The sequence below is a fragment of the Streptomyces sp. ALB3 genome, from assembly GCF_044385685.1.
GTDB lineage: Bacteria > Actinomycetota > Actinomycetes > Streptomycetales > Streptomycetaceae > Streptomyces.
The window spans coordinates 304,901-318,537 of sequence record NZ_JBISCE010000026.1; the positions used below are offsets into that span (position 1 = coordinate 304,901).

A 13,637-nucleotide genomic window follows, 5' to 3' on the forward strand; every position below is an offset into this window, starting at 1 on the left:
GTGAGGGGCCAGGGGCGGGGAATGATCCTGCCCACGGATACCCGGCATGACCCGGACCAGGCTCAGCGACGCCGGGCATGATCCGGACCATGCTCAGCGGCGCCGGGCATGACCAGGCTCAGCGGGCGGCGGCCGTCGCCCGCACCGCGCTGAAGTCGAGCACACTCTGCACCTCTTGCAGCGTCTCCTCGGCGACTCGCCGCACCTCGGCCGGAACGTCACCCTGCTCCTCCACCAGACCGGCGTAGATCGGCGCGTCGGATGCCTCTGTGGAACTCACGTGAAACTGCCCATCGATCGGTTATGCCCGCCAATCAGCGGAAACGGGAGCCGAGTGTACGCGTTCCCGCCCGGCCGTCCGGGGGGTGGGCTCCGGAAGTGACCGAGGCCACCGGAAAACCGGTTGTCGGCGGTGCGGGCTGCTGGGAGGCTGCTTCCGCCGAAGGGGTGTAGCTCAGAGGCCAGAGCGCCGGTCTCCAAAACCGGATGCCGCAGGTTCGACTCCTGCCTCCCCTGCGGGATCGGTTCCCCACCCGGCGACGGGTGGGGAACCGGGTCCGCTACTCGATGACGAGCTCGACGTCGATGTTGCCGCGTGTGGCCTTGGAATAGGGGCAGTACGCGTGGGTCGCCTCCACCAGGCGCCTGCCGGTCTCCCCCTCGAGCGCCTCGGGCAGTTCGACGCGCATGACGACCGCGAGGCCGAAGCCCGACTCGTCCTTGCCGATCGAGACCTCGGCCGTCACGGACACGTCCTTGGTGTCGACCTTCATCTCACGGGCGACGGAACTCATGGCGCTGGCGAAACACGCCGCATACCCGGCGGCGAAGAGCTGCTCGGGGTTGGTGCCCTGCCCGTTGCCTCCGAGCGCCGGCGGCAGGGCGAGCGGGAGGTCGATCCGTCCGTCCGAACTCACCGCCCTGCCTTCCCGGCCGTTCGCAGTGGCGGCGGCGGTGTAGAGCGCGTCCATGGGTGACCTTCTCTCGTACGACGTGACCGCGGGCCGGCCATCCCCAAAAGAATGACACACAATTAAATTGTGCACAACTCAATCATGGGCGGCAGGTATCCTGGACCCATGACGCCACCTTCCGCCCCTGTCCCCGGCCTGGCCGAGCTGCCCGACACGGAACTGCTCAAGCTGGATCACCAGGTCTGCTTCTCGCTGCAGGCGGCCTCCCGCGCCTTCGGCGGCGTCTACCGGGAAGCGCTCAGCGACCTCGGCCTCACCTACCCGCAGTACCTGGCGATGATGGTCCTGTGGGAACACGGCCCCCTTCCGGTCAAGACGATCGGCGAGCGGCTGCACCTGGATTCCGGCACGCTGTCGCCCTTGCTGAAGAGGCTGGAATCGGCCGGACTCGTCAGGCGTGAGCGCAGCCCCGAGGACGAGCGGTCGGTCACGGTCCGCCTCACCGACGCCGGAGCGCGACTGCGCGAGCGCGCCCTGCCCGTCCCCCGGTCGATCCTCCGTGCCACGGGACTGTCGGTGCAGGAGGTCCTGGCCCTGCAGGAGATCCTGGGACGGCTCACCGCTTCCCTCGGCCGGGCCGGCTGACGCCACCGGTCCCGCCGGCGCCCGGGGGCGGGGCGCGCCACAGCGCTCGCAGGAGTCCGGGCGCCGAAATATGATTCAGGAACTGTCTCTATGCGGAGCGGCCCATGAACCGGCGTCGAACTCCCCGGTCGGCGAGCGCCGAGGACCTGCTCAGCACCTTGCAGCATCTGACCGCCCGCGCCCGGCAGGAGGTGGAGCTGCACCAGGCGCGCGTCGAGCTGGCCCAGGCCCTGCAGCGGAAGATGCTGCCCGCTACGCTGCCGGCGTTCCCCGGACTCCAGACCGCCGCTCGCTACGCCCCGGCCCGGGACGGACTGGACATCGGCGGCGACTGGTACGACGGCTTCGTGCTCCCGGACGGGGCTCTCGGCCTTGCCATAGGCGATGTCCAGGGGCACGACGTGGAGGCGGCCGCCTTCATGGGCCAGATCCGGATCGCCATGCGCGCCATCGCGAGTTCGGCCGCCGATCCGGGCGAGGTTCTGGGCCGGACGAACGATCTGATCCTGTCGATGGACTCCGCACTCTTCGCGACGTGCTCGTTCCTGCGACTGGATACGCGGACCCGGGAGTTGCGGAGCGCCCGGGCGGGCCATGTCGCGTCCGTATGGGCGACCGCCGACGGACGCTCCGGCGTCACCGCCGACGCGGGCGGCCTGCCGCTCGGCATCGAGCTCCGACAGCACTACCCCGTGACGCGGCGCGAACTGGATGTGGCCGGTGCTTTCGTCCTGCTCACCGACGGGGTCATCGAAGGGCCCTCGCTCGCGATCGAGGACGGTCTCGACCGGATCAGACGTCTGGTGAGCGCCTACGCCCTCGCCGACGCCGAGGAGCTCGCGGACCGGGTCCTCCAGGCCGCCGCCCTCACGGGCCACGAGGATGACGCGGCCGTCCTCGTCCTGCGCCACGATGGCCGCTCGGGCGCCGGGTGAGCGGGCCACTGCCTCGCGTGTCACGACGGCGTGCCCCCGCGAGCGGTGTCTTATGAGACGCGTGATCCGCAGCGAGAAGACCAGAATCCGAGCCGTCCTCGTTCTGCAGATGCTGGGCATCGCCGCCGCCTACTACGCCTCCGGGCGGATCGGTCTGCTCCGTCAGGTAGGGGTGGAAAGCTCGGTCGTCACTCCCTTGTGGCCGCCGTCCGGCATCGCGCTGGCCTCCCTGCTGTACCTGGGTCCGCGGATCTGGCCGGGTATCGCGGTCGGAGCGCTGCTCACCGTCATGACGATGAGCGACGGACCCAGCTTCTGGGGTCTCGCTGTCGCGGCGGGCAGCGCACTGGCCCCGCTGTGCTCCTTCCTGGCCCTGCGCGCGGTGGGTTTCCGCGCGCAGCTGGACCGCCTGCGCGACGGTGTCGCTCTGGTCTTCCTGGGGGCGATGGGCGGCATGGTCATCAGCGCCACCGTCGGCACGGGCGTCCAGACGCTGAGCGGCGCTCTGCCCGCGCGTCAGTTCTGGCCGGTCTGGTCGGCCTGGTGGGCGGGGGACGCGATGGGCGTACTCATGGTCACTCCGCTGTTGCTGGTCCTGCGAAGGTTCCGTATGCCGCGAATGGACGACCGATGGCCGGAGGCTTCGGCGCTGGCGGTCGTCGCGGCGGCGGCGACGGTGGTCGCGACCCGGAGTCCGTTGTCCATGATCTACCTCCTCTTCCCGGTCCTGGTCTGGGCGGCGCTCCGCTTCCAACTGGCCGGCACGGCTCCCTGCGCCCTCATGATGTCCGTCATGGCGGTCGTCGCCGGAACCGACCGTGTGGGACCGTTCGCCGGCCACTCCGTGCTCGAGGTCATGCTGAACCTGTCCGTCCTCAACGGCTGCGTGGCCCTCACCGCGCTCCTGCTCGCCGCGATCGTCACCGAGCACAACAACATCCGGCACGAGACGGAGGTGGCGTGCGAGGAACTGGCCGCACTCGTCGAGGAGCTCGCGCCACGGCCGTCGGCAGAGGGCTGGCCCGACGGACGACCGAGCGGTTCGGGCTAGGAAGTCCGCCTCCGGCACTCAGCCTGTACGGGGGAAGTGGCGCGCCAGAAAGTCGTTGCGGAAGGTGCCGGTGGGGTCGAGCCGCTCGGTGAGCCGCTCGAAGTCCGCGTAGTGGCCGTACAGCTCGCGCAGGGTGCCCGGCGGCGTGGTGAAGACCTTGCCCCAGTGCGGCCGGGCCCCGAACGGGGCGAGGGCCCCCTCGATGGCACCGAGGACGGGTGTCACGGCCGCGGTGTCGGGAACCCAGGTGAAGTGGAAGGCCACGGAGTCCCTCCCCTGGGCGGGGCTCAGCCACAGGTCGTCAGCGGCCACGGTGCGGATCTCCCCGATCTGGAGGAGGGGCGAGAACTGCTGACGGATCCGGTCGAGGGCCTCGTAGGCCGCCACGGCGTCGTGCCGGGCGACGAAGTACTCCGACTGAAGCTCCTCCCCGTTGCTCGGGGTGAACTCGAGCCGGAAGTGGGGAAGCCGGGCGTGCCAGGGGCCGGGGACGCCCTGTTGCTGCGTGCAGTGCTCGGCTGCCACTCCGGGGACGGGGTGCCTCGGCCCCGGCGCGAGTGTCGCACCGTGCCACCGGTCGGGGGCTGCGTGGGGACCGTCGTCCGCGACCCGCCGTTTCAGCCACACCTGGTCGATCGGGCCTCCGTGCCAGCCGGTGAAGAGACTCACGCTGTAGGCCTCGGACATCACCTCGTCGAACCGGTCGAGCAGCCGCTCCTGCGGGAGTCCCTCGTACACCCACTGCTGGATGTCGAACGCGGGTACGAGGTCCAGGGTCAGCCGCGTCACCACTCCCAGCGCCCCCAGGGCGACGACCGCGCCGTCGAAGCCGGCGTCACCCCGCTCCAGCGACACCGTGCCGCCGTCCGCGGTGACGAGCTCCAGCGCTCTGACCGCGCCCGGCAGTGAACGGTTCCCCACGCCCGAACCGTGGGTGCCCGTGGCGCATGCTCCCGCCACGGAGATGTGAGGAAGTGATCCCAGGTTGTGCAGCGCGAGCCCACTGCGGTGAAGGGTTCCTGTCAGTTCTCCGAAGCGAAGTCCGGCGCTCACCGTCGCGGTACGCGCCTCCCGGTCGATCTCGACGGAGCGCGGCAGGCCCGCGACGGATATGAGCACGCCGTGGGTGTCGGCGACGGTGTTGAAGGAGTGACCGGTGCCCAGTGTCTTGACAGCCGTCCCGGCCGACACGAGCTCCTGGAGCTCGGCGACCGAGGAGGGGGTGTGCACCTGCTGCGCGCCGAAGGTGATGTTGCCGGCCCAGTTGGTCCGGCGAGCGGACGGGGCGTGCGCCGATTGGTCGATCATGTCTCCGGAGCTTACGCTGCGCGCGTCCGCGGGCTCAGAGCTTCCTTCCCACCCCGCTGACGGCATGGCCCGACAGTCCGTCCACTGCGCCACCACCCGGGTCGGGACGCCAGTCGGACGTCCTGACGACACCCGGCCGGACCAGTTCCAGCCCGTCGAAGAACGCGGCGACCCGGTCAGGGCTGCGCAGATGATAGGAACTCGCCGAATGCGCGTTGTACGCCTCGATCGCGCGGGTCAACGTGTCGTCGGTGTCCGTGCCGTCCGCGAGGGCGAGGTAGCTTCCGGCCGGAAGCGCCGCGACCAGACGTGCGACCAGGTCCCACGGGTCCTCGTCGTCCGGCAGCTGCCCCATGATGCCCAGGAGGGTGAGGCCCACGGGGCGCTGGAGATCGAGGGTCCGGGCGGCCTCCTGGAGGATGCGGTCGGTGTCGCGCACATCCGCGTCGACGTACGCACACGCGCCCTCCGGGGTACTGGTGAGCAACGCTCGGGCGTGGGTCAGCACCAGCGGATCGTTGTCGACGTACACGACGCGGGACTCCGGAGCCCGCCATTGCGCGACCTCGTGCGTGTTGTTCGCCGTGGGCAGTCCCGTACCGATGTCGAGGAACTGCCGGATTCCTGCCTCCCCGGTCAGGAAACGGACTGCCCGCGCGAGGAAGGCACGCTGGTCGCGCGCGATCCGGGCGATGTCCGGGAAGGTCTCGAGGATCAGCTCGCCCGCCTCGGCGTCGGCGGGGTAGTTGTCCTTACCTCCGAGCAGGTAGTTCCAGACACGGGCCGAGTGCGGTACCTCTGTCCGCAGCCGGTCGGCCGGTGGCTTTCGGTGATCGCTCATGTCGAAGCCTCACACACCGCGCGGTGACGGAGCCGGCGCCCAGCCGGGCGGGACTCAGTAGGGCAGCGGCCGCCCGGACGGTGTTCTCAGGTCGAGCGGGGGCGGCCCCGTGGGGGGCTGCGGACGACGGACGATCTGGATGCGGCCCACGGCCACCACCCCCTTCGGGTAATCCGGTATCTGCCCACCCAGGCGCCCTTCACACGTCGAGCCGTCGTTCGGACCGTCCGGCCGCGCTCGCGGATGCGGACCCGGCGATGTGCGGTGACCCTGGACGAGTGGGGGAACCGAGGCGAGGAGGTGTGCCATGTCCGCGCTGGACAAGATCAAGAACATGCTGAAGGGCCACGAGGACCAGGCCGGCAAGGGCGTCGACAAGGCCGGAGACATGATCGACGACCGGACCCAGGGCAAGTACGGCAAACACGTGGACACCGGCCAGGACAAGCTCAAGCAGCAACTGGGCTCTGATCGCGACCCTGACAACCCGCCGCGCGCCTGACCAACTCCCGCCCGGGCGCCGGATCCGTGAGAGCGCCGCTGTCACGGGTCCGGCGCTCGGCGCGTACGGACCCACGAGCGGATCTCGAGCACCTGACCGGATTCCTGTTATCGTCCCCGCCGCACTGCGTCTCCCGAATGTGGGCAGTGACGGAACAGGATCCCGGAAGAGTGAGCACAGCATGGGCGAGACTCGCGAGACGGCGTTGATCAAGGCCGCGCAGAAGGGCGACGCCGGGGCACAGGACCGGCTCGTCGCGTCCTACCTGCCGCTGGTCTACAACATCGTCGGCAGGGCTCTGAACGGCCACACCGACGTCGACGACGTGGTGCAGGACAGTGTGCTGCGCATGCTGCGCGGTCTGCCCTCCCTGCGCTCCCCGAAGAGCTTCCGGTCCTGGTTCGTGGCGATCACCATGAACGAGATACGCGGGCACTGGCGCGAGCGCAGGACCGGTGAGGTCACCGCGGACCGGATGGAGGACGCGTACGACGTCGTCGACCCGGCCGCCGATTTCGTGGAGCTGACGATCGTCCGGCTCGGTCTCACGGGCCAGCGGCGCGAGGCCGCGGAGGCCACGCGATGGCTGGACGACGAGGACCGCGAACTGGTCTCGCTGTGGTGGCTGGAGACCGCGGGCGAGCTGTCCCGGGCGGAGGTGTCGAGCGCCCTGGGCCTTTCGCCCCAGCACACCGCGGTGCGCGTCCAGCGGATGAAGGAGCGGCTGGAAGCCTCCCGGGTGGTCGTACGCGCCCTGGCGGCGGATCCGCGCTGCGTCCTGCTCGATGACCTGACGGCTCACTGGGACGGGGTGCCGTCCGCGCTGTGGCGCAAGCGCCTGGCTCGTCACGCGCGCGAGTGCACGGTGTGCGCGGGACACCGGTCCGGCCTGGTACCGGCGGAAGGCCTGCTGGTGGGGCTCGCTCTGGTGCCTGTGGCGGTGGTCGCCGGAAGCCCGGGGACGGACCTCCTGCCGACGTCGTTCCAGCCCGGGGCAGCCCCCGTGTCCGGCGCCGGACGTGCCGAGCGCCGGCGGGACGGTGCCCGGCGCCGGCGCCGGACCACCGTCGTCGCCGGTCTGGCGGCGGTCGCGGTGCTGGGCGGTGGCGGAACCGCGGTCCACCTGTACACGGACGACGGGGCGGAAGAGGGTGCGACCGCCGTCGCGCCGCTCACCGGTCCGTCGGCACCGCCGGCACCGGCGTCGTCCCCGGTGCCCTCCCCCTCCTCGCTCCCGCCCTCGCCCTCCCCCTCGTCGGCTTCGCCGTCGCCCTCCGAGCCCGCTTCCCCGTCCGCGTCGAGCAGCAGGAGCGCAGGCACTGCCACGAAGGTGCCGAGGCCGCGCACGCCGTCCTCCGCGCCGGCTGCCGCGCCGAAGGCGCCGCCGGCCCCGTCGGTGACCGAGGAGGTCATCGCTCTGGTCAACGCCGAGCGGGCCGCCGAGGGGTGCGGCTCGGTGAGCGGCGACAGCCTGCTGGCGAAGGCCGCGTCACGCCATTCCGCGGACATGGCGGCGCGGGACTACTTCTCGCACACCTCGCCGGACGGCACGGACCCCGGCGCGCGCATCACCGCCGTCGGATACCGGTGGAGCACGTACGGCGAGAACATAGCGAAGGGCCAGCGGACGGCCTCGGCGGTGATGGACTCCTGGATGAAGAGCGAGGGTCACCGCGCGAACATCCTCAACTGCGCCTTCAAGGAGATCGGGGTCGGCAGGGAGGACTCGGCCGGAGGGCCCGTGTGGACCCAGAACTTCGCCACCGCGCTGTGACGCCCGGAGGCAGGAGCCCCGTCATGTCGCGGAAACGCGCAGGTAGCACCCGCTCCACGTAAAGGATCTAGGCTGGGAACGAGCCCAGGCCGAAGGCGTCCGCCGGCGACACACGTCCTTCCCGCGGACAGGAGCACGGTGCCCACTCCCTCCCTTCTCGCCCCTCGGCTCCCCCCGTGGCTCGCTCACGCGCTGCGTGCCCAGCGCGGACCGGTCCCGTGGAGCGCGGTACTGCGCGGGGCGCTGGCCGTCATGCCGTTGTCCGTGTCGGTGCTCGCCGGGCATCCGACCGCCGGCGTCCCCGCAGCCCTCGGCGCGATGCTGGCAGGCATCAACGACCGGCCCGGCAGCCGCCGTGCCTCGATCGCCCGGCTGGGGCTGCCCGCTCTGGCCGGTTCGGCCGGGCTGCTGCTCGGCACATTGATCGCCGCCGCTGTGGGCGGCGGGCGGTCCGTGGTCGTGCTGCCCCTCGTGTTCGGGTTGCTGGGCCTGGTGTCCGGGGCGGTCAGCTCCACGGGACCTGTCGCGTCCGCGTGCGGCACACAGGCGCTGGTCGCGGTCGTGATCGGGGCCGGCATGCCGTTGCCGGAGCCCGGTCCGCTGCGCGCCCTGCTGTTCCTGGCCGGTGCGGGCTGGCTCCTCCTGCTGCGGCTGGTGCTGCCCTCGCCGGGAGGAATCGGCACAGGGCCGTACCGGCTGGACGGGGAGCGGGAAGCGGTCGCCGCGGTGTACGAGGCCGTCGCCGCTCTCCTGGAGGCGGTCGGCGGCCCCCGGGCCAGGGCGGGGCGTGCGGCGCTGAGCGCCGCGCTCGACCATGCGCAGGAAGCGCTGTCCGGACCCCGGCTGCGGCGCCGCACGGGCTCCGCGGCAGAGCGCCGGCTGCGCGCCCAGTACGCGGTGGCGTTCCCCCTCGCCGAAGCGGCCACCGCGCTGGCGTGGGCCGGGGTCCCGCTGCCCGGCCGGATCGTGGAAGGCCCCCGACGGCTGGCGGCCGCAGTGCGGACGGGCGGCCCCTGCGGGCCGTTGCCGGCTCCGGCCCGGACGGACGCCGCCCTGCGGGCTCTGGACGATGCCGTGTTGCGGGCCGCGACGGTCTTCGACCGGTCCCCCTGGTCGCCGCCGGGCAGAAGCGATGTGGCATCGAGCCCCTCCGGGCTCGGCCGGGCGTGGAGCGCGGCGGGGCTGGAGTACGGTCTCCGGGTCGCGGTGTGCTGTGCCACGACCACGGTCGTGGCGCAGTGGTTCCATCACGACCACTGGTACTGGCTGCCCGCCACGACCGTGTTCCTCGTCAAGCCCGATCTCGGGCCGCTGGCCTCACGGGTGGTGTGCAGGGCCGTGGGAACGGTCGCGGGGGCCGGGGTCTTCGGCGTACTCGGCCTCCTGGCACCGAGCCCGTTCTGGCTGGTCGCGACTGTGTCACTGTGCGGCGCACTGCTGCCGGTCGCGACCCGTCACTTCGCGGTGCAGACGGCGGTGGTCACCGTACTCGTGCTGTCCCTGGTGATCCTGGGTGGTGAGCCGGCCGCTTCCTGGGGGCGGATCGTCGAGTCCTTGTCGGCGTGCGCGACGGTGCTGCTCGTCGGGCACCTACCGCTGCCGGGACGGCGTGGCCACACCGTACGGGCGGCTCTCGACACCGCTGAGCGGGCGGCTCACCGCTATCTCGGGCACGTCCTGGGCGCCCCGGAGGACCACACCGGGAGAGGAGCCCTGCGCCGTGACGCCTACCGGTCGCTGGCGGCCGCCCGCAGGGCGATCGAACTGTCGGCGGCCGAACTCCCCCCGGTGGCCAGGTACTCGGCCGGGTCCGAAGGTGTCGCAGGTGCGGTGGAGCGGCTCATCGACACCACCACGGCATGTGCGGTTCAGTTGGACCGCCCGGCCGCCGAAATCCCGCCGTCGCACGCGGAACTGCTCGCCAGGCACCTCCGTGAGCTGGACCGGGCCCGGATGGTCCCCTCGGGGTGAGCGCCCGCCTCTAGGATGCGGCGCATGATCGCTGAATTGCAGTGTGTGGTGTTGGACTGTCCTGATCCGGCGCGACTGGCCGGGTTCTACGCGGCTGTGCTCGGAGGCGAGGCCGGCCGGCCCGACGAGCGGTGGGCTCTGGGCGAGGACTGGGCGACGGTGCACGCTCCGTCCGGCCTCGTGTTCTGCTTCCAGCGGGTCGAGGAGTACCTGCCTCCGCGGTGGCCTGACCCTGACCGCCCGCAGCAGTTCCACCTGGACTTCGGGGTCCCGGACCTGGACCGCGCCCAGGAGGAGGTGCTGGCGCTCGGGGCCACCGTGCTGGACGGTGGGGCCGACAGGCGTGCCTGGCGTGTGTTCGCGGACCCGGCCGGGCATCCGTTCTGTCTGGTACGCCACTGACCGGAGGGGGCCGGAACGCCCGACGCCGGGATCACCGGGTGATCAGTGCCAGAACCGCGCAGGTGCCGCCCACCGCTCCGGCGGTCAGGACGGACACCGCCACGCAGCGCAGCTTCAACTGGTCGTAGCGAGCGGTGTACTCGTCCCGGAGTTCGACGGCACGGCCGGCGATCCGGGAGAGCATCTCCCGGCAGACCTCCATCCTGTCCGCCACATACACGCGCTCGACGTCCTCGCGCTGGGCGGTGGTGAGCCAGGGCAGTGCTTCGGTGAAGCGGCGGGCTTGACGGCGCGCCTCGTCCACCTCGGCGTGCAGGAGCAGGTACCCCTCCACCTGGGCCAGGCCCCGGGCGCTCTCCTCGTCCGGCTGCATGCGGGTCCTCCTCTCCTCGGGCCGTCGCCCGGGAACCTCAGTCCTGCTTGTCCCCGGGGGCCACCGTGACGGATTCGTGCGGACGGTTCGCCGTCTCCTCGAGAGCACGGATCGCCGGATAGTGCACGTCGAACGCCGGCGACTCGGAGCGGATCCGCGGCAGGCTGCCGATGGCGCGGGGCCCCTCATCGTCACTACGGCACTCCTTCGGTCGACGGCCGATTGCTGACTCGGCGACCAGGATGGACCTCATGCCGCAGTACCGCAGGTCATCCTCCGGCGCACTGCACCAGTGGCTGGCAAAGGACACTCCATTGGCCGATGGCCGTGGTGCCCGTGTTGACGAGCATCCCGCGCCGTCGCGGGCGTGACGTGCCACTCAGGCCGTGGACCAGGCGCGCAACGCCTCTCTCGAGGAGAAGTCGGCCACGTTCTTGTCGAGCGGGTCGTCGGTGTACTGATGGATGCGCCACGCGGACTCGATCCGTGGTGCGGCCGCCTTGCCGTAGTCGGCGATCCACAGCCCGTCGCCGGCGTAGGAACTGGAGTCGTGGCCGAGCCAGAAGGAGCGATTGCAGTAGAGCAGTACCCGGTGATGCGGCCTCAGCTTTTTCACCTCTCGGATGAAACGGTCCTTGTCCGCGCTGCTCGCACGCGTCCCCTCCCCCGTCCGTTCCCAGTCGACAGCGAGGAGGTCGCCCTCCCGCACCGGTGTTCTGTCCAGGAAGTACTCCGCCTGGTCCTTGGCGTGCCCGGGCCACAGGAAGTGGTAGAAGCCGACGACGCACTCGGCGTCCCTGGCCCGTTTCACCTGGCTCTTCAGCCTCGGATTGACGTAGGAGCGGCCCTCGGTCGCCTTGACGAAGACGAAGTCCAGGCCGTCCGTGTCGAAGTCGGTCTGAAAAGCGCTCACATCGACGCCGTGCAGCACGGTCCACCTCCAAGTGGGGCGTAGTGGTTCCGCTTCTCTCCCCTGTTTGCCCACCTGGCGCTCCACCATCCGTCATCCAGATGCTGAACCGATTCGGCACGCTCGGAATAGTGCCTTGTCCCACCGGGTTGGTCATCCGACGAGACCCCTTCACTTCAGGTATCGGTATCGGAAGGTCGAATTCATGAAGATCGGCATCATCGGGGCAGGCAACATCGGCGGGAACCTCGCCCGGCGGCTCACCGCGCTGGGACACGACGTGTCCGTCGCCAACTCCCGCGGGCCCGAGACGCTCAAGGCACTGGCCGAGGAGACGGGCGCCACGCCCGTCGTCGCGACGGAGGCGGCACGGGGCGCGCGGATCGTCGTGGTGACCGTCCCGCTCAAGGCGGTTCCGGACCTGCCCTCGGGCATCCTCGACGGAGCGGCGGATGATGTGGCCGTCATCGACACGGGCAACTACTACCCGCAGCGTGACGGACGCATCTCCGCTGTCGAGGAGGGCCTGACCGAGAGCCGGTGGACCGAGCAGCAGATCGGCCACCCGGTGATCAAGGCGTTCAACGGCACGTACGCCCAGGACATCCTCGACAAGGGCCTCCCCCACGGCACACCCGGCCGCCAGGCCCTTCCGGTCGCGGGCGACGACCCGGCGGCCAAGCAGGCGGTACGGGACCTGATCGACGAACTGGGATTCGACACCGTCGACGCGGGAGGCCTCGACGAGTCCTGGCGCCAGCAGCCCGGCACACCTGTGTACGGGAACCGGGGTGACGCGGCTGCCATCGCCAAGGCCCTGGCCGAGGCCTCCCCGGAGCGCACCGACGAGTGGCGCGCCTGACCACGGCCGGTCTCCTCGGCGATGCCTTCGCGTCGGCTCTCCGCCCGGCGCGAGTCGTCCGGTGGGCCCTCGCACCACCCGCCCCGGGGGAGAAGGCCGTCGGGGTGCTCATTCCCGGGCGGGGAGACCGTCCCTGAACGAGCTGCCGGAGAACACGGCCCTCCCGGGCCCCGCAGGACCGTATCCGGGCGGTGAGGACAGGCCGTGCTCCTCCATCGTCGAGCGGTAGGCGTCGAGCAGCCGGATGTGGTGCTCGAGGGGCGCGCCGTCGGGAGCGGTCCTTCCGAGGGGGGCGTGGGCTCCGGGCACCATGTGGTGAAGCGCGGGGTGATGCCCTGCGACGTGAAGGAGGTGCACGCCGTAGTCGTGGAAGCGCTGGACGTCGGCCTTGGGGAGCGCTTGGGCGACGACCTTTCCGGTCCAGCGGCCGGGGAATCGCTCCTCGATGACCTCGGCGTACTGCCCGTCGAAGTCCGCCTCGTCACGGCCCTGGAGGTGGGAGGTGATCGCGCCTCCCGTGAGCGTGTACGCGGTGGTCGTCCTCGCGGTGTCGTGCCGGTCGATGATCTCGAGCGCCTTCAGGACCTCCTCCACGTCCTTCACGCCCGTGCAGGGGCGTCCAGCCGCCTTGTGCTGGCGCCAGTTGTGGTCGATGTCGCAGTACTGGCATTCCTCCCTGCGCCGAAGTACTGACGTACCCGGAAGACCGTGAGGTGGATCAGGTAGCCGCACTGGATGGTGGGCGCCACCTCCATGACGGACTTCCCGTTGGCCAGGGTGTGGCGGTAGTAGTCAGGCATCGGGGGCAGGCCGACGTCCGAGATGCGGGCGCCGTCGAGGTAGAGGCCGAGGATGCCGTCGGTGCCGGCCGCCACGCGGCACTGCGAGGCCGGACTCACCCGTACCGGCACCACGGTGCGGGTCCCCGTGTTCGTTTTCGCTGTGCGCGGAGTCGTCGGACGCCATACCGCCGCGCAGCAGGTCCTCCTTGAGGACAGCCTCTCCCGGAACAGGGGGAACCCCTCCATGAGCCGTTCCACCAGGCGCGTCCGGTCGTCTGCGGCGGCGGTCCGGGTGGGGCCGCGTTCACTGACGCTCGGCATGTGCGGGCTCCTCGGGTCCGGTGTCCTGGACGCTGTTGCGTGTACG

General features: G+C 71.0%; 15 protein-coding genes, 1 tRNA gene and 1 pseudogene. 9 read left to right on the forward strand and 8 right to left on the reverse strand.

The window, feature by feature from the left end; all coding sequences use genetic code 11:
• Positions 1-118: 118 nt before the first annotated feature.
• Complete coding sequence (locus tag ACHFIV_RS13320; protein WP_398967317.1) at positions 119-280, reverse strand: hypothetical protein; 162 nt, start codon at positions 278-280, stop codon at positions 119-121.
• Positions 281-443: 163 nt separating this feature from the next.
• On the opposite strand from ACHFIV_RS13320, the gene ACHFIV_RS13325 reads away from it, so the two are divergent.
• A tRNA-Trp gene (locus ACHFIV_RS13325) sits at positions 444-516 on the forward strand.
• 44 nt (positions 517-560) lie between these two features.
• On the opposite strand, the gene ACHFIV_RS13330 is transcribed toward ACHFIV_RS13325, so the two are convergent.
• Positions 561-971, reverse strand: a complete 411-nt coding sequence (locus ACHFIV_RS13330; RefSeq protein ID WP_398967319.1) for an organic hydroperoxide resistance protein — start codon at positions 969-971, stop codon at positions 561-563.
• 108 nt (positions 972-1,079) lie between these two features.
• Between ACHFIV_RS13330 and ACHFIV_RS13335 the strand changes: the two genes are divergently transcribed.
• The 3 genes from ACHFIV_RS13335 to ACHFIV_RS13345 all read left to right on the forward strand — a co-directional run bounded on the left by ACHFIV_RS13335 (position 1,080) and on the right by ACHFIV_RS13345 (position 3,545).
• The gene (locus ACHFIV_RS13335; RefSeq protein WP_398967322.1) at positions 1,080-1,559 is read left to right on the forward strand and encodes a MarR family winged helix-turn-helix transcriptional regulator; all 480 of its coding nucleotides are present in this window, start codon (positions 1,080-1,082) and stop codon (positions 1,557-1,559) included.
• Positions 1,560-1,663: 104 nt separating this feature from the next.
• Positions 1,664-2,494 carry a PP2C family protein-serine/threonine phosphatase gene (locus tag ACHFIV_RS13340; protein ID WP_398967325.1) on the forward strand — a complete coding sequence of 277 codons (831 nt, stop codon included), beginning with the start codon at positions 1,664-1,666 and terminating at the stop codon, positions 2,492-2,494.
• A 61-nt stretch (positions 2,495-2,555) separates the two neighbouring features.
• A complete protein-coding gene (locus ACHFIV_RS13345; protein ID WP_398967327.1) occupies positions 2,556-3,545 on the forward strand; it encodes an MASE1 domain-containing protein in 990 nt (329 codons plus the stop codon).
• An 18-nt stretch (positions 3,546-3,563) separates the two neighbouring features.
• Here the strand turns inward: ACHFIV_RS13345 and ACHFIV_RS13350 are convergent, their stop codons facing one another.
• Positions 3,564-4,853 (reverse strand): FAD-binding protein, encoded by a 1,290-nt coding sequence (locus ACHFIV_RS13350; RefSeq protein WP_398967329.1) that lies wholly within the window; start codon positions 4,851-4,853, stop codon positions 3,564-3,566.
• A 34-nt stretch (positions 4,854-4,887) separates the two neighbouring features.
• Positions 4,888-5,694: an SAM-dependent methyltransferase gene (locus ACHFIV_RS13355; protein WP_398967332.1), complete on the reverse strand. Its 807-nt coding sequence runs from the start codon at positions 5,692-5,694 to the stop codon at positions 4,888-4,890.
• 307 nt (positions 5,695-6,001) lie between these two features.
• Here ACHFIV_RS13355 and ACHFIV_RS13360 point away from each other — a divergent pair, with 307 nt between their 5' ends.
• The 4 genes from ACHFIV_RS13360 (at position 6,002) to ACHFIV_RS13375 (ending at position 10,343) form a co-directional block, all read left to right on the forward strand.
• Positions 6,002-6,196 (forward strand): antitoxin, encoded by a 195-nt coding sequence (locus ACHFIV_RS13360; RefSeq protein ID WP_398967335.1) that lies wholly within the window; start codon positions 6,002-6,004, stop codon positions 6,194-6,196.
• A gap of 181 nt (positions 6,197-6,377) precedes the next feature.
• A complete protein-coding gene (locus ACHFIV_RS13365; protein ID WP_398967337.1) occupies positions 6,378-7,970 on the forward strand; it encodes a sigma-70 family RNA polymerase sigma factor in 1,593 nt (530 codons plus the stop codon).
• Between the two features lie 138 nt (positions 7,971-8,108).
• A complete protein-coding gene (locus tag ACHFIV_RS13370) occupies positions 8,109-9,941 on the forward strand; it encodes an FUSC family protein (protein ID WP_398967340.1) in 1,833 nt (610 codons plus the stop codon).
• Between the two features lie 24 nt (positions 9,942-9,965).
• Positions 9,966-10,343, forward strand: coding sequence for a VOC family protein (locus ACHFIV_RS13375; RefSeq protein WP_398967342.1), 378 nt, complete (start codon positions 9,966-9,968; stop codon positions 10,341-10,343).
• A 31-nt stretch (positions 10,344-10,374) separates the two neighbouring features.
• Here the strand turns inward: ACHFIV_RS13375 and ACHFIV_RS13380 are convergent, their stop codons facing one another.
• The 3 genes from ACHFIV_RS13380 to ACHFIV_RS13390 form a co-directional block, all read right to left on the reverse strand.
• Positions 10,375-10,716: a hypothetical protein gene (locus tag ACHFIV_RS13380; protein WP_398967344.1), complete on the reverse strand. Its 342-nt coding sequence runs from the start codon at positions 10,714-10,716 to the stop codon at positions 10,375-10,377.
• Between the two features lie 37 nt (positions 10,717-10,753).
• Entirely contained in the window at positions 10,754-10,969 is a 216-nt protein-coding gene (locus tag ACHFIV_RS13385) for a hypothetical protein (RefSeq protein ID WP_398968264.1), read from the reverse strand.
• A gap of 126 nt (positions 10,970-11,095) precedes the next feature.
• Entirely contained in the window at positions 11,096-11,647 is a 552-nt protein-coding gene (locus ACHFIV_RS13390; protein ID WP_398967347.1) for a glycoside hydrolase family 25 protein, read from the reverse strand.
• A 13-nt stretch (positions 11,648-11,660) separates the two neighbouring features.
• Between ACHFIV_RS13390 and ACHFIV_RS13395 the strand changes: the two genes are divergently transcribed.
• Positions 11,661-12,488: an NADPH-dependent F420 reductase gene (locus ACHFIV_RS13395; RefSeq protein WP_398967350.1), complete on the forward strand. Its 828-nt coding sequence runs from the start codon at positions 11,661-11,663 to the stop codon at positions 12,486-12,488.
• Positions 12,489-12,596: 108 nt separating this feature from the next.
• Here the strand turns inward: ACHFIV_RS13395 and ACHFIV_RS13400 are convergent.
• Positions 12,597-13,591 (reverse strand): annotated as a pseudogene (locus ACHFIV_RS13400) (hypothetical protein).
• Positions 13,592-13,637 lie beyond the last annotated feature (46 nt).